General features: G+C 69.6%; 17 protein-coding genes and 1 pseudogene. 13 read left to right on the top strand and 5 right to left on the bottom strand.

Going from position 1 to position 19,005, the window contains the following annotated elements; all coding sequences use genetic code 11:
• Window positions 1–159: 159 nt before the first annotated feature.
• A complete protein-coding gene (locus tag ACE3QP_RS17595; protein ID WP_374437793.1) occupies window positions 160–2,376 on the bottom strand; it encodes an aminotransferase class V-fold PLP-dependent enzyme in 2,217 nt (738 codons plus the stop codon).
• A gap of 104 nt (window positions 2,377–2,480) precedes the next feature.
• Here ACE3QP_RS17595 and ACE3QP_RS17600 point away from each other — a divergent pair, with 104 nt between their 5' ends.
• Entirely contained in the window at window positions 2,481–2,942 is a 462-nt protein-coding gene (locus tag ACE3QP_RS17600; protein WP_374437847.1) for an Lrp/AsnC family transcriptional regulator, read from the top strand.
• Here ACE3QP_RS17600 and ACE3QP_RS17605 read toward each other — a convergent pair whose 3' ends face one another.
• Entirely contained in the window at window positions 2,943–3,983 is a 1,041-nt protein-coding gene (locus ACE3QP_RS17605) for an aminoglycoside phosphotransferase family protein (protein WP_374437794.1), read from the bottom strand.
• A gap of 96 nt (window positions 3,984–4,079) precedes the next feature.
• Here ACE3QP_RS17605 and ACE3QP_RS17610 point away from each other — a divergent pair, with 96 nt between their 5' ends.
• From ACE3QP_RS17610 to rsmA, 3 genes are read left to right on the top strand one after another with little or no spacing between them, the layout of a single operon-like run.
• Window positions 4,080–6,404 (top strand): LPS-assembly protein LptD, encoded by a 2,325-nt coding sequence (locus ACE3QP_RS17610; RefSeq protein WP_374437795.1) that lies wholly within the window; start codon window positions 4,080–4,082, stop codon window positions 6,402–6,404.
• 8 nt (window positions 6,405–6,412) lie between these two features.
• Entirely contained in the window at window positions 6,413–7,804 is a 1,392-nt protein-coding gene (locus tag ACE3QP_RS17615; RefSeq protein WP_374437796.1) for a peptidylprolyl isomerase, read from the top strand.
• 11 nt (window positions 7,805–7,815) lie between these two features.
• On the top strand, window positions 7,816–8,562 hold the full coding sequence (rsmA, locus tag ACE3QP_RS17620; RefSeq protein ID WP_374437797.1) for a 16S rRNA (adenine(1518)-N(6)/adenine(1519)-N(6))-dimethyltransferase RsmA: 747 nt from the start codon (window positions 7,816–7,818) through the stop codon (window positions 8,560–8,562).
• A 229-nt stretch (window positions 8,563–8,791) separates the two neighbouring features.
• Here the strand turns inward: rsmA and ACE3QP_RS17625 are convergent.
• The 3 genes and pseudogenes from ACE3QP_RS17625 to ACE3QP_RS17635 all read right to left on the bottom strand — a co-directional run.
• A pseudogene (locus ACE3QP_RS17625) lies at window positions 8,792–9,178 on the bottom strand (barstar family protein); the annotation flags it as partial.
• 60 nt (window positions 9,179–9,238) lie between these two features.
• On the bottom strand, window positions 9,239–9,586 hold the full coding sequence (locus tag ACE3QP_RS17630) for a ribonuclease domain-containing protein (RefSeq protein WP_374437798.1): 348 nt from the start codon (window positions 9,584–9,586) through the stop codon (window positions 9,239–9,241).
• A 361-nt stretch (window positions 9,587–9,947) separates the two neighbouring features.
• Window positions 9,948–12,242, bottom strand: coding sequence for an NADP-dependent malic enzyme (locus tag ACE3QP_RS17635; RefSeq protein WP_374437799.1), 2,295 nt, complete (start codon window positions 12,240–12,242; stop codon window positions 9,948–9,950).
• A 93-nt stretch (window positions 12,243–12,335) separates the two neighbouring features.
• Between ACE3QP_RS17635 and thiL the strand changes: the two genes are divergently transcribed.
• The 9 genes from thiL to ACE3QP_RS17680 all read left to right on the top strand — a co-directional run bounded on the left by thiL (window position 12,336) and on the right by ACE3QP_RS17680 (window position 18,998).
• Window positions 12,336–13,298: a thiamine-phosphate kinase gene (thiL, locus tag ACE3QP_RS17640; RefSeq protein ID WP_374437800.1), complete on the top strand. Its 963-nt coding sequence runs from the start codon at window positions 12,336–12,338 to the stop codon at window positions 13,296–13,298.
• Window positions 13,295–13,819 carry a phosphatidylglycerophosphatase A gene (locus ACE3QP_RS17645; RefSeq protein ID WP_374437801.1) on the top strand — a complete coding sequence of 175 codons (525 nt, stop codon included), beginning with the start codon at window positions 13,295–13,297 and terminating at the stop codon, window positions 13,817–13,819. The genes thiL and ACE3QP_RS17645 overlap by 4 nt, the downstream gene beginning before the upstream one ends.
• 2 nt (window positions 13,820–13,821) lie before the next feature.
• Window positions 13,822–14,319 (top strand): CinA family protein, encoded by a 498-nt coding sequence (locus ACE3QP_RS17650; protein ID WP_374437802.1) that lies wholly within the window; start codon window positions 13,822–13,824, stop codon window positions 14,317–14,319.
• Window positions 14,320–14,484: 165 nt separating this feature from the next.
• On the top strand, window positions 14,485–14,907 hold the full coding sequence (locus ACE3QP_RS17655) for a hypothetical protein (protein WP_374437803.1): 423 nt from the start codon (window positions 14,485–14,487) through the stop codon (window positions 14,905–14,907).
• The gene (queE, locus tag ACE3QP_RS17660) at window positions 14,904–15,533 is read left to right on the top strand and encodes a 7-carboxy-7-deazaguanine synthase (protein ID WP_374437804.1); all 630 of its coding nucleotides are present in this window, start codon (window positions 14,904–14,906) and stop codon (window positions 15,531–15,533) included. The genes ACE3QP_RS17655 and queE overlap by 4 nt, the downstream gene beginning before the upstream one ends.
• A 13-nt stretch (window positions 15,534–15,546) precedes the next feature.
• Complete coding sequence (locus tag ACE3QP_RS17665) at window positions 15,547–16,416, top strand: hypothetical protein (protein ID WP_374437805.1); 870 nt, start codon at window positions 15,547–15,549, stop codon at window positions 16,414–16,416.
• A gap of 71 nt (window positions 16,417–16,487) precedes the next feature.
• Complete coding sequence (locus ACE3QP_RS17670; RefSeq protein WP_374437806.1) at window positions 16,488–16,862, top strand: hypothetical protein; 375 nt, start codon at window positions 16,488–16,490, stop codon at window positions 16,860–16,862.
• A 73-nt stretch (window positions 16,863–16,935) separates the two neighbouring features.
• Window positions 16,936–17,754: a substrate-binding periplasmic protein gene (locus ACE3QP_RS17675; protein WP_374437807.1), complete on the top strand. Its 819-nt coding sequence runs from the start codon at window positions 16,936–16,938 to the stop codon at window positions 17,752–17,754.
• 107 nt (window positions 17,755–17,861) lie between these two features.
• On the top strand, window positions 17,862–18,998 hold the full coding sequence (locus ACE3QP_RS17680; RefSeq protein ID WP_374437808.1) for a glycerophosphodiester phosphodiesterase: 1,137 nt from the start codon (window positions 17,862–17,864) through the stop codon (window positions 18,996–18,998).
• The last annotated feature ends 7 nt before the right edge of the window (window positions 18,999–19,005 follow it).

Below are 19,005 nucleotides of genomic sequence, written 5' to 3' on the forward strand. Positions count from 1 at the left end.
GCGCACCTGCGGGTGCTTTTGCTGGCCTTGTTCGGCGTCGTGACACTGGCCGAGTGCCTGCTCAGCTCGCGATTAGCGCCCGACCCAATGGTGCCAGTCGGCGCGAACTGAGTTGTTCAGGGCCGACTACTTAGCAGGCCTGCACCGCCTCCCGGGGCATCAGCGCGGCTCGTGAGCAGGCCACAGCGCCAGGCCACCGGCCACGCTCCAGGCCTGACCGAAGCCCAGTCGGCGCAGCGCGCGGGCGGCCAGGGCGCTGCGGTTGCCGCTGCGGCAGATGAAGTACAGCGGCGTGTGGCGCGGCAGCTGGGCCAGCCAGTCGGGCAGCTCGGCCGCCAGTTCGGACCAGGGCAGCGCGCGCATCGGCACGCCGGCCGGGGCGGGGGCGGTGCCCAGGCGCTGTTCATAGGGTTCGCGCACATCCACCAGCAGGCCGCCGGGCTGGAGCGCGGCGGCGGCCAGCTCCACGGGCTCGCTGCCCTGCGCGCAGTCCACGCGGGCGCCGCAGGCCAGGGTCTGGTACTCGGTGGGTCCGAGGTGCTGCTCCAGCTGGGCCTTGGCGCGGGCAAAGCCGGCGTCGTCCAGCTGGCCGCTCAGCACGCCTTCCAGCAGGGGCTGGGCGGCGCATTCCACCGCCAGGGTGCAGGCCAGGCGGTGTTCGTAGTCGTGCCCGGGCAGCAGCAGGGTGTGCGGGCCCACGGCCTGCAGCAGGGTGCGCAGCGAGCCGCCGTAGGCCGCAGGGGCGGACTGGGCGAAATCGGTGCGGCCCAGCGCGCCGGGCAGCACGGTGTCGCCCACGCAGGCCAGGCGCAGGCCCTGGGGGTTGTGCAGCAGGTAGGCGGTGGAATCTTGTGTGTGGCCAGGCAGGGGCAGGCGGGTGAGCCAGCAGCCGCCCAGCTCCAGCGCCTGCAGGCCCTGCGGCCAGCCCAGGGCATCGGCCGGCTGCAGCAGGTCGGCCGGCAGGGCCTGGCGCAGGTCGGTGGCGGAAGAGGCGTGATCGCCATGGCTGTGGGTGTCCAGCACGGCGAGCAGGCGCGCCTGATGGGCGCGCAGCCAGGTCGGCAGGCGCGGCGTGAGCTCGGGCAGGGGGTCGACGACGACGCAGCGGCGGCTGTCGGCATCGGCCAGCACGTAGCAGCAGGCGCCGTCCACCACGAAGCGGGTGAGCGCAGGCAGGCGGCCGGGCGTGGCGGCGCCGGGTAGTTCGCCGCTGGCCTGCAGGGCCTGGGCGCAGGCGGCCAGGCGGGTGCAGGCGGCGTCGATCAGCGCGGCGTCATCGGCCGCGCCGAAGGACAGGCGCACCGCCGCGGCGGTCTGCCAGGCCGGCAGGCCCATGGCTTGCAGCACGTAGCTGGGTTGGGCGCGCGCGGCACCGCAGGCCGAGCCGCCGCTCAGGCGCAGGCCGGCGGCGTCGAACAGATCGAGCAGTTGGCGGGCGCTGAAGCCGGGTACGGAGAAGTTCAGCGTGGTGGGCAGGCTGAGTGCCAGCGGGGCGTTGAGCACCAGGCCCGGAAAGGCGGCGCGCAGGGCTTCGCTGAGGCGCTCGCGCCGGGCCTGCAGCTCGGTGGCGTCGGCAAACACGCCACCCTGCTCCAGCGCTGCCAGCACCGCGCCCAGCGCGGCGATGCCCGCCATGTTCTCGGTGCCCGAGCGCAGCGCGCCTTCCTGGCCGCCACCGGCCATCAGCGGCGTGAAGGGCGCGCCTTCACGCACGTAAAGCAGGCCCACGCCCTTGGGGGCGTAAAGCTTGTGGCCGGAAAAGGGCGCGTAGTCGATGCCGCGTTCCAGCAGCTTCAGCGGCAGCTTGCCCAGGGCCTGCACGCCGTCCACCAGCCAGAGCGCGCCGCTGCCGGCCAGCGCCGCGGCGATACCGTCCAAATCGCTGATGACCCCGGTCTCGTTGTTCGCCGCCATGGTGCAGACCAGGCCGGCTTGGGGCGCGTGGGCGCGCAACCAGGCCAGGTCGTGGCGGCCGTCGGGGCCGACCGGGATGGCCTGGATCTCCAGCCTCAGGCCGAGCAGCGCGTTCCAGTGGCGCAGCGCCTCGGGCACGGCCTTGTGCTCGGTGGCGCCGTAGAGCAGCACGGTGGGGATGGCCTGGCCGGCGGCCCGGCGCTCGCGCAGCGCGTTCAGGGCGGAGAGCACGGCGGTCTGGATGCCCTCGGTGGCGCCGCTGGTGAAGAGCAGCTGGCCACTGGGCGCCTGCAGCACGCGCCGGGCCGTGGCGCGCACGCCATCCAGCAGCGCGCGCGCCTTCAGGCCGGCGCCGTGGATGCTGCTGGGGTTGCCAAACGCCTCCGCCATGACGGCGAGCGCCGCGGCGCGCGCCTGGGGCAGGACGGGGGTGGTGGCGTTGGCGTCGAGGTAGATCTCCATGAGGCGGGAATTCTGTTCACCCAACCGGAGAAGCCGAGTGCAAACTATCGCTCGATTCCGATCATCAATGGAATTTGATTCCCATCAAGATGCCAAACACGAAATTGGATTCCATCGACCGCAAGATCTTGGCGCTGCTGCAGGAAAACGCCGAGATCCCGGTGGCCGAACTGGCCGAGCAGGTCGGGCTGTCGCAAACGCCCTGCTGGCGGCGCGTGCAGCGCCTGAAGGAGCGCGGCGTGATCCGCCGCAGCGTGATGCTGGTGGACCCGCAGCAGGTCAATGTGGGAGTGACGGTGTTCGTCTCGATTCGCACCAGCACCCATTCGGAGGCCTGGTTCCAGCAGTTCAAGACCGCGGTGGAGCTGATCCCCGAGGTCGTCGAGTTCTACCGGATGAGCGGCGAGGTGGACTACCTGCTGCGCGTGGTGGTGCCGGACATCGCCGCCTACGACAAGGTCTACAAGCGCCTGATCGCCGGCACGCAGTTGTTCGACGTCAGTTCGAGCTTCGCGATGGAGGAAATCAAGTTCACCACCGCGCTGCCGCTCAGCTACGCCGGCTGATCAACGCAGTGTGAAATCGGTCGTCGTCAGCCCCGGGCGCAGGGCTTCGAGCAGGGGCAGCAGGGGTTTGAGCTCGCGGTAGCGCGCCGCTGTCTTGGTGGCATAGGCCAGGAAGCGCGGCAGGTCCTGCGCATAGGCAGGCTTGCCGTCGCGGATCTTCAGGCGGCAGAACAGGCCCAGGATCTTCAGATGGCGTTGCAGCGCGCACCACTCGATGGCGCGCCAGCACTCGCCGAAGTCGGCGTCCCAAGCAATGCCAGCCTTGCGCGCCTGCTCCCAGTAGCGCACCGCCCAATCGAGTTCGCGCTCCTCGTCCCAACTGATGAAGGCGTCGCGCAGCAGGGAGGCGATGTCGTAGCCGGCCGGGCCTTGAAGGGCATCCTGGAAGTCCAGCAGGCCGGGGGCGCCGCCGCTCTGCGCAGGTTGCATCAGGTTGCGCACCATGTAATCGCGGTAGACGAAACCCTGCGGCTGCTGCGCAAAGGCGCCCACCAGGGCCTGACAGACCATCTCCCAGTACTTCTGCTGCGTGGCGTCCCAGCTCTGGCCGAACTCCTGGCGCACGCACCATTCGGGAAAGAGTTCGAGTTCGCGACGGATCAGTGCTTCGTCGTAGGGCGGCAGGCCCTGCGGGTCGACCTTCGCCTGCAACTGCACCAGGGTGCTGATGGCGGCACGCATCAGGGCCTCGGCCTCCGCGTCGGTGGCGCGCTGCAGCAGCGGCAGATAGGTCTCTCGCCCCAGGTCTTCCAGGAGCAGAAAGCCCTGCTCCAGGTCCTGCGCATGGCAGGCCGGGGCGTGGCCGCCTGCGGCGCGCAGGCGCTGCTCCACATCCAGAAAGGGCTGCAGGCGGTTGTGGGCGGGCGGCGCGTCCATGACGATGAAGCTGCGCTCGGGGCCCTGGACGCGCCAATAGCGGCGCGCGCTGGCGTCGGCGGCGGCGGGCTCCAGGGTGTCGGGGCGCAGGCCCAGGGGCAGGGTGGCCAGCCAGGCGCGGCATTGGGCCTCGCGCTGGGGCGCGAACCAGGAAGAGGAGGACATGGGGAGCAGCGGAGGCAGGGCGCCCGGCGGGCGCTGGTGATAATGAATTCTAGAAAACCCCATCCGAGTCAAAGCGGCACCGCCCGCGTCTGCGCCGTGCCGCGTTCCTCCGCCCTGCCCCCCTCGCTGCTCACCCCCCTGCTGCTGGCCCTGCTGGCCGGTCCGCTGCACGCCCAAACCACGGCGCCCGAGCTGCGCACCATCAAGACCCTCAGCGCCCGCGACGGCAACCGTGGCGCCATGGTGCTGCGCGCCCAGCGCATTGATGCCCTGCTCGGCCAGCGCCTGTTGGCGCAAGGCGAGGTGGAGTTGCGCCACACCGACACCCTCCTGCGCGCGCCCAGCCTGGTCTACGAAGAAGCCAAGGACGAGGTCAGCAGCCCCGGCCCGGTGGAGCTGGAGCACCTGGGCAACCAGGCGCGCGGCCACCACCTGCGCCTGCAGCTCGAAGCCTTCATCGGCGAGTTGCTGGAGCCGCAGTACCGCATCGCCCAGACCGGCGGTAGCGGCAAGGCCAGCCGGCTCGACTTCCTGGGCGACAAGCAGCTGCGCGCCGCCGACGCCAGCTACTCCAGTTGCCCGCGCGAAGAGAACGTCGAACCCGACTGGGAACTGCAGACCCAGCGCCTGGAACTGAACCTGAAGGACAACGTGGGCGAGGCGCGCGGCGCCGTGCTGCGCTTCCTGGGCGTGCCCATCCTGGCCGCGCCGGGCTTCTCCTTCCCGCTGGGTGATGAACGCAAGTCCGGCTGGCTGCCCCCGCATGTGGGCGCGGACAACCGCAGCGGCATCGAGCTGGCCGTGCCCTACTACTTCAACCTCGCGCCGAACTACGACGCCACGCTCACGCCCTTCGCGATGACGCGGCGTGGGTTTGGCGCCGACGGCGAGCTGCGTTGGTTGGGCGAGGACTTGAGCGCCGAACTCTCCGGCAGCCTGCTGCCGCACGACCGCGCGCTGGGGCAGGACCGCTGGTCAGCCCAGCTGCGCGCGCGCGGCGAGTTGCTGCCCGGGCTGCGCACCCGGGTGGCGATGGAGACGGTCAGCGACGACGACTACTGGAAAGACCTGCGCCGCCGCATCAGCAGCCCGACGCCGCGCCTGCTGGCGCGCGAATGGCTGGCCGAGCGCAGCGGCCACTGGGGCACGGCCACCGCCGGCGCGAACTGGCAGGCTTATGCGCGCATGCAGGCCTGGCAGGTGCTGCAGACCGTCGAGACCGCCACCCGCATCACCGCCCCCTACCAGCGCGAGCCGCAGCTGGGCCTGCGCCTGCGCAGCGGCAGCGAGTTCGACCTCGGCTTCCTGCCGGCCCGCCAGCGCACGCGCCTGGAGGGCTCGCTGGAGCTGGAATACAACCGCTTCACGCTGCCGCGCACCGCGCAGGCCGGCCAGCTGGCCGGTGGTGAGCGCGTGCACCTGCTGGGTGACCTGAGCCTGCCGCTGGGCGACACCGCCTGGTGGTTCACGCCGCGGCTGCGCGTGAACAGCGCCGAGTACCGCGTCAGCCAGGCCCTGGCCGACGGCCGCCGCCGCGCCAGCCGCACGATTCCGAGCTTCTCCATCGACACCGGCTTGGCCTTCGAGCGCGACAGCAAGCTCCTCGGTCGCGCCGTGGTGCAGAGTCTGGAGCCGCGCCTGCTCTATGTGCAGACGCCTTATCGGGCGCAGGATCAGCTGCCCAATTTCGATTCGGCGCCGCGCGACTTCAACGTCGACTCGATCTACAGCGTCAACGAATTCACCGGCATCGACCGCGTGGCCGACGCGCGCCAGCTCGCCTTCGGGGCGGTGAGCCGCTGGGTCGACGCGAACGACGGCGACGAGCGCCTGCGCCTGGGCCTGGTGCAGCGCTACCAGTTCCGCCCGCAGCAGATCACGGCCGAGGCCGACGGCGTGAACCGCCGCTTCTCCGACCTGCTGCTGGCCGGCGCCGCCCACCTCAGCAGCCCGTGGTGGGCGGATGCCGCCGTGCAGTACGACCCCGACGGCAAGCGCAGCGTGCGCACCGTGCTGGCCGCGCGCTACCAGCCCGGGCCCTTCCGCACCGTCAGCCTGACCTACCGCCTGACGCGGGGCCAGAACGAGCAGATGGATCTGGCCTGGCAATGGCCGCTGTGGGGCCGCAGCCTGAAGAGCAACGGCAGCTGCCAGGGCGCCTGGTACAGCGCCGGCCGCGTGCAGTACAGCCTGAAAGACAGCCGCGTCACCGATTCCCTGCTCGGCGTGGAGTACGACGCCGGCTGCTGGGTGCTGCGCATGGGCGTGGAGCGGCTCTCCACCGGCCTGGCTGAATCCAGCACGCGTTTCCTGCTGCAGCTGGAGCTCGTCGGCCTGTCCCGCTTCGGCTCCAATGCACTGAAGGTCCTGAGGGACAATGTGCCTGGTTACCGCCCCCTGGCCAGCGACAAGGCCCCCTGAATTCACCCATGAATCCGTTTAGCTTGCGCGCCCTCGTGCTCGCGCTGTCGCTGGCCTTTGCCGCCAGCGCCCAGGCCCAACCCGCCAATGCCAAGCCGCCGCTGGACACCCGGGCTGGCCCGACCCAAGCCGCTGCCGCCGCCGAAGACGCCGCCGCGCGCGCGCGCCGCCAGCCGGGCGACCACATCGCCGTGGTGGTGAACCAGGACGTCGTGACGGCGGGCGAGATCGCCCAGCGCACGCAGCGCGCCCGCGAAGAGGCGCGCATGCGCGGCGAGCCCGTCCCCGATGCCGAGACCGCGCGCGAACAGGCGCTGGAGGCGCTGATCGAAGACCGCGTGCTCGTCACCTATGCCCGCGAATCGGGTGCCCGGGTCGACGAAGCCGAGCTGGACCGCGTGGTCGGCAATGTGGCGGCGCAGAACCGCCTCAACCTAGAGCAGCTCAAAGAGCGCCTGAAGGCCGACGGCGTGGACTTCAAGCGCTTCCGCGAGAACCTGCGCGACCAGATGCTGACCGAGCGCGTGCGTGAGCGCGAAGTCGTGGGCCGCATCCGCGTCACCGACGGCGAAATCGACAAGCAACTCGCCGAACGTGAAGCCGCCGCCGCCGCCAAGGCGCCGATCAATGTGGCGCAGATCCTGATTCCGGTGCCCAGCACCGCCAACGAGACCGAGCGCAGCGCCCTGCGCCAGCGCGCCGAGCGGGCCCTGGCCCGTGTCAGGGGCGGCGAGGACTTCGCCGCGGTGGCCCGCGAGCTCAGTGAGGACGGCAACCGCGCCAAAGGGGGCGAGATCGGCCTGCGCCCGGCCGACCGCCTGCCCGATCTGTTCAGCCAGGCCGCCGCCAGCCTGAGCCCGGGCCAGATCACGCCGAACCTGCTGGTCTCGGAAGCCGGCTATCACGTGCTCAAGCTGCTCGAGCGCCAGGCTGGCGCCGCCGCCAACCAGGTCACGGAAACGCACGCCCGCCACATCCTGATCCGCGCCTCCGAAAAAGTGCCGCCGGAAATGGCCGTGACGCGCCTGCGCGAGATGAAGCGCCTGATCGAAGCCGGCCAGGTCAAGTTCGAGGAGCTGGCGCGCCAGTACTCCGAGGACGGCAGCGCCCCGCAGGGCGGCGACCTCGGCTGGGCCGCACCGGGCATGTTCGTGCCCGAGTTCGAGGAGGTGATGAACCGCCTGGACCTGAACGGCCTGTCCGAGCCGCTGCAGTCGCGCTTCGGTTTCCACCTGATCCAGGTGCTGGAACGCCGCACCAAGGAAATCGAGCCGCGCCAGCTGCGCGACCAGGCCCGCGCCCAGCTGCGTGAACGCAAGTTCGAGGAAGCCTACAAGGAGTGGGTCAAGGACCTGCGCGCCCGCGCCTTCATCGAGATGCGCGACGCCAGCGGCAGCTGAGCCCCCGCCGCATGCAACACCAGGCCCGCAAACGCTTCGGCCAGCATTTCCTGACCGACAGCGGCGTCATCGACGCCATCGTGCGCGCCATCGCGCCGCGGCCCGGCGACGCCATGGTCGAGATCGGCCCCGGTCTGGCGGCCATGACCCAACCCCTGGTGGAGCGCCTGGGCCGGCTCACCGTCATCGAGCTGGACCGCGACCTGGCCGCACGCCTGCGCCAGCACCCACAGCTCGACGTGATCGAGAGCGATGTGCTCAAGGTCGACTTCGCGCAGCTGCCCGAGCGCCTGCGCGTGGTCGGCAACCTGCCCTACAACATCAGCTCGCCCATCCTGTTCCACCTGCTGCCCTTTGCCGGCCGTGTGCTGGACCAGCACTTCATGCTGCAAAAGGAAGTGGTGGACCGCATGGCCGCCAGCCCGGGCCACAAGGACTACGGGCGCCTGTCGGTGATGCTGCAGTGGCGCTACGACATCGAGGCCCTGTTCGACGTGCCGCCCGAGGCCTTCGACCCGCCGCCGCGCGTGATGTCCGCCATCGTGCGCATGACCCCCTGGCCGCAGCCGGCCGCACTCGACCCGGCGCTGCTGGAGGAACTGGTGGCGGTGGCCTTCTCGCAGCGCCGCAAGCTGCTGCGCCACAGCCTGGGGCGCTGGCTGGAAGCGCGCGGCTTTGCCGGCGCCTTCGATCTGCAACGCCGCGCCGAAGAGGTGCCGGTGGCCGAGTTCGTCACGCTGGCACAAAGCCTGCAATGAGAAAGGCGCCCCGCGGGGCGCCTTGTTTCCTCTGGCGGAAGCCGACTTATGCGGCGCTGAGCCAGGCGGTGGTGTCGAAGGCCGAGCTCATCAGAGGCATGTTCAGGCCGAAGTTCGGGTTGCCACCAGCCTTGTTGGCCGCGCTCTTGGGCAGGGGCTTTTCCAGCGGCGCCGTGGTTTCCAGCGTGCGCGATTCCCAGATGCCCGCTTCCTGCGCCGGGTACTGGCAGGAATAGAAGCAGCGGAACTGCACGCGGCGGTCGCTCCAATAGTCGGCGGCCTCGCGGAACACGTCCAACAGCTGCTCGCGCGACTCGCGGTCGAACTTGGCGTTGTCGGGCAGGTGCTCCAGCACCACCACGAAGCCCGGCTGCGGACCCGACTTGTGCACCAGGTCGGTCATGCAGTCATACAGGGCGTCCAGGTTCTTGCCGAAGTGCTCGGGAAACAGGAAGGCGGCGGCGATGCGCTCGATCACCTCCTGCTTGGACGCTGCATCGGCCAGATGCGCATACAGGAAGTGCTGGCCGGTTTCGGCCGCAGCCTGCTGCAAGTCCTCCACGCGGTAGGCGCGGATGGCCTGCACCACATTGGGGCGGATGCTCTGCAACAACATGCTCATGTCCTCGACAAATCAACAAAGAACGGGGTGGGATCGCTGCCAGTGGCGGCCGTTTCAGTGAACGATACGGCGGAAGCTGCTGTAGTGATCCTCGGTGTAATAGCAAACTTCAGGCTTTTCCGGGGGTATACCGCCACACACCAGACGCCGCGCACCTCGGTGGCGCACACCGGGCGTCTTGACGGTGTATTCGCGGTAATGCCCGCGCGGCTTTTTGGGCAGCTGGCGCTCGCGGTTGCCGAACACGGTGCCGTCCTTGGCGTAGGGGAAGGGCCCCCCGGCCAGCACCAGTTCATGCGTCTTCTGCGCCTGCTTGGGCAGATCAGCCAGGGCCACCACCGCCATGTCGGGCGCGCTGCTGTCGCGCGCCTGCACCGGCTGGGCAGCTAGCCAAGCTCCCATCAGCAACGCACCAGCGACCTTCACGCCTTTGCGCCACTGCAGAGCGGCCACCGCCTTCTCTACCATCAAAGCCACGGGTTTACCCTGAAATCGAGGCCGAAATGGTAGCGAAATTGGCCCGAAAGCTCAAGCCATCCGTTCCCCGGGAAAGTGGGCATAGAGCGCTAGTTAGCGTGCGCCCACATCCAAAACTATCTTTGCAAATCAACAGCTTGCAACAATAACCGGGGCGCGGAGCGAGCTACAAAGAATTTGAGTGCGCGCCCCGCTTTCTCTCCGGATAAACCCCCTTGGCATGGCTTTCGCATAGGCGGCAGCACTGCAAATTTGCTGCAGCGCGACAAACAGCCGCGCTGCGGGTTCAACGGCCCGCGTTGGCGTCGGCCACCGTCAGCGCAGTCAAATTGACGATGCGACGCACCGTGGCCGAGGGCGTCAGGATGTGCACCGGCTTGGCCGCACCCAGCAGCACCGGACCCACCGCAATGCCACCGCCGGCTGCCGTTTTGAGCAGGTTGTAGGCAATATTGGCAGCGTCGATGTTCGGCAGAACGAGCAGATTGGCCTCGCCGCTGAGCGTGCTGCGCGGCATCAGCTTGGCGCGGTAGACGGCATCCAGCGCGGTGTCGCCGTGCATCTCGCCATCCACCTCCAGCCAGGGCGCGCGCTCCTGGATCAGGCCCAGGGCTTCGCGCATCTTCAGCGCCGAGGGCTGGTTGCTGGAGCCGAAGTTCGAGTGGCTGAGCAGCGCCGCCTTGGGGCGCAGGCCGAAACGGCGCATTTCCTCGGCGGCCAGCAGGGTGATCTCGGCGATCTGCTCGGCCGTGGGGTCGTAATTGACGTGCGTGTCCACCAGCATGATCTGGCGGTTCGGCAGGATCAGCCCGTTCATGCAGGCGTAAGTCTTGACGCCCGGGCGCTTGCCGATGATCTGGTCGATGTAGTTGAGGTGCGTGGTCGTCGTGCCCCAGGTGCCGCAGAGCATGCCGTCGGCATGGCCCTTGTGCAGCAGCATGCTGCTGACCAGCGTGAGGCGGCGGCGCATCTCGATCTTGGCCAGCTGCTCCGTCACGCCCTTGCGCTCGCCCAGCTGGTGGTAGGTCTGCCAGAAGTCGCGGTAGCGCGGGTCGTCCTCGATATTGCAGACCTCGAAGTCCTTGCCCGGGCGCACGCGCAGGCCGAAGCGCTCGCAGCGGCGCGCGATCACGGCCGGCCGGCCGACCAGAATGGGGTGGGCCAGGCCTTCGTCCACCACCACCTGCACCGCCCGCATCACGCGCTCGTCCTCGCCTTCGGCAAAGACCACGCGCTTGTTCTTGGCCCGCTTGGCGACGTTGAAGATCGGCTTCATCGTCGTGCCGCTGGCGTAGACGAAGCTCTGCAGCTTCTCGCGGTAGGCGTCGAAATCGGCGATCGGCCGCTGCGCGACGCCGCTGTCCATCGCCGCCTGCGCCACTGCCGGGGCGATGCGCTCCATCAGGCGCGGGTCGAAGGGCTTGGGGATCAGGTACTCGGGGCCGAAGCTCAGCGTGGCGCCGGCATAGGCCGCGGCCACCACCTCGCTCTGCTCGGCCTGGGCCAGCTCGGCAATCGCGTGCACCGCCGCCACTTCCATCTCGTCGGTGATGGTGGTGGCGCCGCAATCCAGCGCGCCGCGGAAGATGTAGGGGAAGCAGAGGACGTTGTTGACCTGGTTCGGGTAGTCGCTGCGGCCGGTGGCCATGATGGCGTCGTCGCGCACGGCCGCCACCTCTTCCGGGGTGATCTCCGGCGTCGGGTTGGCCAGGGCCAGGATCAGCGGCCGCGCCGCCATGGTCTTGACCATCTCGGGCTTGAGCACCCCGCCGGCGGAAAGCCCCAGGAACACATCAGCGCCGCCGATCACCTCGGCCAGCTTGCGCGCCTCGGTCTTCTGGGCGAACTGGATCTTGTCCGGATCCATCAGCTCGGTGCGGCCCTCGTAGACCACACCGGCCAGGTCGGTGACCCAGATGTTCTTGCGCGGCACGCCCAGCTTCACCAGCAGGTTCAAACAGGCCAGCGCCGCGGCGCCGGCGCCGCTGGTGACGAGCTTGATCTCGTCCAGCTTCTTGCCCAGCACCTTCAGGCCGTTCAGCAGCGCCGCGCCCACCACGATGGCGGTGCCGTGCTGGTCGTCGTGGAAGACCGGGATCTTCATGCGCTCGCGCAGCAGGCGCTCGACTTCAAAGCAGTCCGGCGCCTTGATGTCTTCGAGATTGATGCCGCCAAAGGTGGGTTCGAGCGCGGCAATGATCTCGACCAGCTTCTTCGGGTCGCGTTCGCGCAGCTCAAGGTCGAACACGTCGATGCCGGCGAACTTCTTGAACAGCACCGCCTTGCCTTCCATCACCGGCTTGGCGGCCTCGGGGCCGATGTCGCCCAGGCCCAAGACGGCGGTGCCGTTGGTGACGACGGCGACCAGATTGCCGCGCGCGGTGTAGCGAAAGATCGAGCTCGGGTCTTCGACGATGGCCTCGCAGGCCGCCGCCACGCCGGGCGAGTAGGCCAGGGCCAGATCGCGCTGGTTCACCAAACCCTTGGTGGCCATGATGGCCAGCTTGCCGGGGGTCGGGAACTCGTGGTACTCCAGGGCGGCCTGGCGGAGTTGGGCGCGTTGTTCTTCGGAAGTCGGCATGGCGCGGCGGGACAGCTGAGGGGGGTTGGGGAGTGTGCCGCAGCGCCTACGATCCCGCACCCCGGCGGCCCCCGCCCGTCATGCCGAGCCTGCATGTCCCTTGGTGAGTTTGATCTGATCCGGCGCTTCTTCCAGCGCCCCGGCGCCCAGCCCGGCGTGGCCGTGGGCATTGGCGACGACTGCGCGGTGCTGACCCCCACGCCCGGCCAGCAGTGGCTGGTCTCCAGCGACATGCTGGTGGAGGGCCGGCATTTCCTTTCCACCGTGAACCCGGCGCACCTGGGCCACAAGGCGCTGGCGGTGAACCTCAGCGACCTGGCCGCCTGCGGCGCCACGCCACGCGCCTTTTTTCTGGCCCTGGCCCTGCCGCGCGCCGACGCTGCCTGGTGCGAGGCCTTCGCCCATGGGCTGTTCGAATTGGCGGACCGGCATGGCATCGCGCTGGCGGGGGGCGACACCACGGCCGGCCCCCTGAACCTTTGCATCACCGTGATGGGCGAGGCACCCGCCGGCCAGGCCCTGCTGCGCTCGGGTGCCCGGGTGGGCGACGAGATCTGGGTCAGCGGGCAGCTGGGTGACGCGCGCCTGGCGCTGGAGGCTTTCCGCGGCACGCTCAGCCTGCCCGGCGAGGGCTTCGCGCAGGCCCGCCAGGCGATGGAATGCCCGCAGCCGCGCGTGGCCCTGGGCCAGGCGCTGCGCGGCCTGGCCACGGCGGCCATCGATGTGTCGGACGGCTTGTTGGGCGACCTCGGCCATGTGCTGGCGGCCTCGGGCGTGGGCGCCACGCTGCAGGCCGAGGCCCTGCCGCGCAGCACCCTGCTGGCCGCGCAGCCGCTGGCCCTGCAGCGCCTGTGCACGCTGGCGGGGGGCGACGACTACGAGCTCGTCTTCACCGCCCCAGCCGCGCGCCATGCCGAGGTGCGGGCGGCGGGGCTGCAAGCCGATGTGGCCGTCACGCCGGTGGGCCGCATCGAAGCCGCAGCGGGCCTGCGCGTGCTGGATGCCGCCGGGCAGGCCTTCGAACCCGGCCTGCAGTCCTTCGACCATTTCCAATGAGACCGACCTTCCGCTTCATGGCCGCCCACCCGGCACGCTGGATCGCGCTGGGCTTTGGCTCCGGTCTGGCGCCCAAGGCGCCGGGCACGGTGGGCACGCTGTGGGCCTGGGCGATGTTCGTGGCCGTCGAGCGCTTGTTCGGCCCACAGCCCTGGGGCTGGATCGTGCTGGTGGGCACGGGGGTCGGCGTGTGGGCCTGCACGCGCTGCGCCCAGCACATGGCGGTGGCGGACCCTGGCGCCATCGTCTGGGACGAGGTGCTGGCCTTCTGGCTGGTGCTCTGGCTGGTGTGGCCGGCCACGCTGTGGCAGCAGGCGCTGCTGTTCGGCCTGTTCCGCTTCTTTGACGCCGCCAAGCCCGGCCCGGTGGCCTGGGCGGATGGCCTGTTCAAGGCACGCCGTGAGGAAGCGATCGGCTGGCGCCAGGGCTTGGGGATCCTGCTGGATGACTTCGTCGCCGCCGGCTGTACCCTGCTGCTGTGGGCCCTGGGGGTGCGGGCCGTTCAATTGCTGGGGGTGTAGCCATGTTTGCCGACGAAACCGAACTGATCCAACGCATTGCCGTGGCGCTGATCCGCCGCAAGGAGTGCATGGGCGTGGCCGAGAGCTGCACCGGCGGCCTGATCGGCGCGGCCTGCACCTCGCTGTCGGGCAGCTCGCAGTGGTTCGAGCGCGGCGTGGTGAGCTACAGCGACCAGAGCAAGACCGAGCTGCTGGGCGTGCCGCCGGCCCTGATCAGCCTGCATGGCTCGGTCAGCGAGGCGGTGGCCGGCCACATGGCGCGCGGCCTGCTGGCCCATGCGCCGCTGGATTGGGCACTGGCCGTTACCGGCATCGCCGGCCCCACCGGCGGCAGCGAGGGCAAGCCGGTCGGCACCGTGTGGCTGGCGCTGGCGCACAACGGCAAGCTGCTGCGGGTGTGGCGCGAGCAGTTCCAGGGCAACCGCCACGCGGTGCGCCTGGCCACCGTGCACGCCGGCCTGGCCGCGCTGTGCGAGGCGGTGGAAGAACGCGAAAGCTGAGAGCCTGTGAACAAATCCTGCACGCCCCCTCGTGCGCCCCAGCAGGCGCCGACCGTCGTTGCAAATGCTCGCCATAGCCCGAGCTATGGCTGCGCTTTGCGCCTAGTCCGACACCTTCTGGAACGCCCGCTCGGGCGCGCCGGATTCATTCACAGGCTCTGATCCGTGCTGCACCCCGCTTCCTGGCTGGTGGCCGCCAGCGCGCTGATCGTCGGCGCGCTGGGCGCGGCCCACCTGTTCTTCACCTTCCACGGCCCGGCTTTTCACCCGCGTGACCGCCAGCTGCTGCAGCGCCTGCAGCAGGTCGCGCCCGTCATCAGCAAGCAGACCACGATGTGGCGCGCCGGCTTGGGCTTTCATGCCAGCCACAGCCTGGGCGTGCTGCTGTTCGCCGCCTGCTTCGCCTACCTGGCGCTGGCCTGGCCGGGCGTGTTCTTCGGTTCGATGTACCTGATGGGCCTGGGCCTGCTGGCGCTGACGGCTTACTTTCTGCTCGCGCGCGCCTACTGGTTTCGCGTGCCGCAGCTCGGCATCGCGCTGGCCTTGGCGCTGTATGGCGCGGCGCTGAGCTGGAGGGCGCTGGGATGAGCTACGCCGTCAAGGAATGCTTCTACACGCTGCAGGGTGAGGGCGCGCAGGCCGGCCGGCCGGCGGTGTTCCTGCGCTTTGCCGGCTGCAATCTGTGGAGCGGCCGCGAGCAGGACCGCGCGCAGGCGGTCTGCAATTTCTGCGACACCGATTTCGTCGGCACCGATGGCGAGGGCGGCGGCAAATTTGCCACCGCCGAGGCGCTGGCGGAATGGGTGGCCTCGCGCTGGCCCGGGGGCGGCAAGCCCTACGTGGTGTGCACGGGCGGTGAGCCCTTGCTGCAGCTGGATGAACCTGCCATCGGGGCCCTGCACGCGCATGGCTTCGAGGTGGCGGTGGAAACCAATGGCACCCAACCGGCGCCGGACGGGCTGGACTGGATCTGCGTCAGCCCCAAGGCCGATGCGCCGGTGGTGCTGACCAAGGGCCATGAGCTCAAACTCGTCTACCCCCAGCCGCTGGCCCCGCCCGAGCGCTTCGCCGGCCTGAACTTCGAACACTTCTTCCTGCAGCCGCTCGATGGCTTGCAAAAGAACAAGCACACGCGTGCGGCGATCGACTACTGCCTGGCCCACCCGCAGTGGCGCCTGAGCCTGCAGACCCATAAATTGCTCGGCATTCCCTGAACGGAGGCACGCCATGGCTGGTTTTCGCATTCCCGGTCCCAGTGGCGCCGGCCCGCTGCTGGCGCAAGCTGCCGGCACGTGGGCGGGCGCGATCTCCCTGCCCATCCCCGACCCGCTGGAGGCCGCGCGCAGCTGGGTGCGGCGCGAGTTGCGCCAGGGCCTGAGCAACCAGCTCGAGCGCGTGGGCGCACTGGCCGTACAGGCGGCGGTGGAGGAGATCCGGGCGCTGGGGGACGACATCGGCCAGAAGCTGGCCTGGATCGCCGCCCTGCCCGACGGCATTCGCAACCAGGTGGCGTACGAGGTGTTCGCCGCCGGCTTCAGCCACTACCTGCCCAAGAAGCTGCTGCGCCAGTACATCTGGGGACGCGGCGCGGGCCTCACGCTGAGCCTGCAGGAGATGATGGACTGCAACCCGCTCATCAACCTGCAGCGCTCGCGCGCCTTCATGGCGCTGCTGGAGGGCGGGCAGACGAAGCTGGCCGACGACGACCGCCTGCCCCAGCACCAGCAGGACTTTGAGCTGCGCGTGCCGGCCGGCGCGCTCACCAACGGCACATTGGGTCAGTTCAGCGTGCGGGCCAAGGGCCAGCTGCTGCTGCGCCGCAATGGCGAGTGGACGGCCCAGGGCAAGATGAGCTTCTTCGACACCTGGGACTTCGACCCCAAGGACTTCACCACCGGCGGGCGCAGCCTGCAGGGCGAGCTCAAGACTCGCTTCGCCCACTACACGCTGCCCGGTCAGGCCTTCGACATCGACAGCGAGCAGACCGCCTTCAGCCAGACCCAGCTGGACCGCACGATCCAGTGGCAAGGCGGCGAGCCGAAGTCGACGCCAGACCGCATCGCCGCCCTGGACGTGGCCTTGAAGGAGGCCGACTGAAACCCGCGCGCCGCCGCGCCGCCTGGGCGGGCCTGGGCCTGCTGGTGGCCGGCGTGCTGGGCTGGAAGCCTATGAGCCAACTCTGGGAAAAACACCGCCTGCGCGCCCTGCTGGGCGAACCCGGGACCGCGCTGCTGGAAGGTGCCGAGCTGCGCATCTGGCAGCCCGACCCCGACCATGCGCCCCAGGCCTACTACCTGCGCCGCCGCCTGGGCCCGGAGGGCCTGGCTGGTCTGGCCGCGCAAATTGGCTTGCAACAGGGCCTGAAGCCGGGCCCGGCGCCCGCGGGGCCGCAGGGCCTGTGGCAGTTGCCGGCCGGGCTGAGCTGGCCGGACTGGCAAGCCACGGCCGGCGCAGGCGCGCAGCAGGCGCAAGGACAGCTGGGCACACTGGGCGTGTGGCTGCGCGCGCAGGATGGCCACTTGCAGGCGGTGCTGCTGCCCTGAGCCGCGCGTGGCGATTGCCATCGTCTGGCCGGCGCGCTACTGTCAGCCTTCGCGTCCGTGCGAGAGCTTGATCATGCGCACTCCGCTCCGCCACCTTCTGATCCGCTTGCTCGGCCTGGCCGCCCTGGCCTTGTGCATGGCCCCGGCGCAGGCGCAAGCCAGCAACTGCCGCAGCCTGGTGGCCTCCGGCAACCCGCAGTACCCGCCCTATCTGTGGCGCGACCCCGAGAACGACAACCGGCTGATCGGCGCCAACGCCGAGTTGATGGAATGGCTCGGCAATGAGATCGGCCTGACGATCGAGCTGCGCCACATCGGCAACTGGGCGCGCGTGCAGGAGGAGATGCGCGCCGGCCGCATCGACCTGATCGCCGGCGCCTTTTTCACCCTGCCGCGCACCGAGTACATGGACTACGCGCACCTGCCCTTCCGCGAAACGCGTTCGGTGGTCATCCAGCGCGAGGGCCAGGGCTTCCCCTTCCAGCGCTGGGACGACCTGATCCCGAAAAGGGGTCTGACCGTCATCCACAACAGCTTCGGCCAGGCCTTCGACCGCTTTGCCGCCGAGTCGCTCAGCCTCAGCAAGGTCGGCAGCCTGGACCAGGCCCTGCAGATGCTGGAACGCGGCCGCGCCGACTACCTCGTCTACGAGGACAGCCCGGCCGAGGCCTTCATCGCCCGCCTGGGCATCAAGGGCCTGCGCCTGCTGCCCACGCCGATCGCCCAGGAGCAGCTCTTCGTCACGGTCTCGCACCGTTCGCCCTGCAACACGCCCGAACTGCGCGGCGCCATCACGCGCGCCATGTTCAAGCTGCGCCAGAACAAGCTGATGAACAGCTTTGTCGAACACGCGGTGCAGCTCTGGAAGGAACAGGAGCGCAGGGGCCCCTGAACAGCGAGCGTCCTGAGGTCACCCAGCCGTCACAGGCCCGACACCGCATCGGCCTAGGGTGCGCGGCGCGCGCAGCAGTTGCGCTGCGCAGAACCTCTGGGAGCCCCATGCGAATCAAGTTTCTTCTGCTCGCCCTGCCGCTGCTGCTGCAAGCCTGCGGCGGCGGCAACGATGCCCCGACCTTCAAGACCCTGGACGGCAAGGCGCCGCTCGTCATCGGCCACCGCGGCGCCAGCGGCGAGCGCCCCGAGCACACGCTGGAGGCCTACCAGCTGGCCATCGAACAGGGGGCCGACTTCATCGAACCCGACCTGGTGCTGAGCAAGGACGGCGTGCTGCTGGCGCGCCACGAGCCGATGCTGGACAGCACGACCGACGTGGCCAGCAAGTTCCCCGCGGCGCGCAAGAGCACGCGCCTGGTCGATGGTGAGTCGACCAGCGCCTACTTCGCCAGCGATTTCACGCTCGCCGAACTCAAGACCCTGCGCGCCGTTCAGGCGCGCGCCGGTCGCTCCAAGGCCTTTGACGGGCAGTTCAGCATCCCCACGCTGGACGAGGTGATCGCGCTGGCCAAGGCGCAGTCCGCCAAGACCGGCCGCACGATCGGCATCTACCCCGAGATCAAGCACTCGACTTTCCACGCCGGTCTGTTCGGCGCCCATGTGTTCGAGGACAAGCTGCTCGCCACTCTGCATGCGGCCTATGGCAATGCCGCCAGCGCACCGGTGTTCATCCAGTCCTTCGAGGTGGCGAACCTGCAATACCTGGCCAGCAAGACGCAGATTCGCCGCGTGCAGCTGATCGACGCCGACGACGTCAAGGCGGATGGCTCGATGTCCCTCGTCGCTCCCTACCGCCAGCCCTATGACTTCGTCGTCAAGGGCGATGCGCGCACCTTTGCCGACCTGCTCAGCCCGGCAGGGCTGGATTTCGTCAAGACCTATGCGCACGCCATCGGTCCCTGGAAGCCCTACCTCGTCAAGACGGTGGACGACGGCGTGGAGCGCACGGGCGACAGCACGCGCACCGTGCACGACCGCCGCGTCGACGGCAGCACCGGCGTCATCGAGGCCGCCCATGCGCGCGGCCTGCTGGTGCACACCTGGACCTTCCGCGACGACGCCGGCACCTATGGCTTCAAGGACGGCAAGAGCGAGCTGGCGTACTTCATGAAGCTGGGCATCGACGGCGTGTTCACCGACTTCCCCGCGACGGGCAGCGCTGCTCTCAAAACCTTGAAGTGAGACGCCG

Origin of the sequence: Inhella sp. (assembly GCF_041912635.1) — a bacterium.
Lineage (GTDB): Bacteria > Pseudomonadota > Gammaproteobacteria > Burkholderiales > Burkholderiaceae_C > Inhella.

Excerpts from the sequence above, each read along its gene's own strand:
- ACE3QP_RS17605 (WP_374437794.1), bottom strand. The coding sequence starts at position 3,983 with ATGTCCTCCTCTTCCTGGTTCGCGCCCCAGCGCGAGGCCCAATGCCGC.
- ACE3QP_RS17675 (WP_374437807.1), top strand. The coding sequence starts at position 16,936 with ATGCGCACTCCGCTCCGCCACCTTCTGATCCGCTTGCTCGGCCTGGCC.
- ACE3QP_RS17630 (WP_374437798.1), bottom strand. The coding sequence starts at position 9,586 with ATGGGAGCTTGGCTAGCTGCCCAGCCGGTGCAGGCGCGCGACAGCAGC.
- ACE3QP_RS17635 (WP_374437799.1), bottom strand. The coding sequence starts at position 12,242 with ATGCCGACTTCCGAAGAACAACGCGCCCAACTCCGCCAGGCCGCCCTG.
- rsmA (WP_374437797.1), top strand. The coding sequence starts at position 7,816 with ATGCAACACCAGGCCCGCAAACGCTTCGGCCAGCATTTCCTGACCGAC.
- ACE3QP_RS17680 (WP_374437808.1), top strand. The coding sequence starts at position 17,862 with ATGCGAATCAAGTTTCTTCTGCTCGCCCTGCCGCTGCTGCTGCAAGCC.
- ACE3QP_RS17650 (WP_374437802.1), top strand. The coding sequence starts at position 13,822 with ATGTTTGCCGACGAAACCGAACTGATCCAACGCATTGCCGTGGCGCTG.
- ACE3QP_RS17665 (WP_374437805.1), top strand. The coding sequence starts at position 15,547 with ATGGCTGGTTTTCGCATTCCCGGTCCCAGTGGCGCCGGCCCGCTGCTG.
- ACE3QP_RS17595 (WP_374437793.1), bottom strand. The coding sequence starts at position 2,376 with ATGGAGATCTACCTCGACGCCAACGCCACCACCCCCGTCCTGCCCCAG.
- ACE3QP_RS17615 (WP_374437796.1), top strand. The coding sequence starts at position 6,413 with ATGAATCCGTTTAGCTTGCGCGCCCTCGTGCTCGCGCTGTCGCTGGCC.
- ACE3QP_RS17670 (WP_374437806.1), top strand. The coding sequence starts at position 16,488 with ATGAGCCAACTCTGGGAAAAACACCGCCTGCGCGCCCTGCTGGGCGAA.
- thiL (WP_374437800.1), top strand. The coding sequence starts at position 12,336 with ATGTCCCTTGGTGAGTTTGATCTGATCCGGCGCTTCTTCCAGCGCCCC.
- queE (WP_374437804.1), top strand. The coding sequence starts at position 14,904 with ATGAGCTACGCCGTCAAGGAATGCTTCTACACGCTGCAGGGTGAGGGC.
- ACE3QP_RS17645 (WP_374437801.1), top strand. The coding sequence starts at position 13,295 with ATGAGACCGACCTTCCGCTTCATGGCCGCCCACCCGGCACGCTGGATC.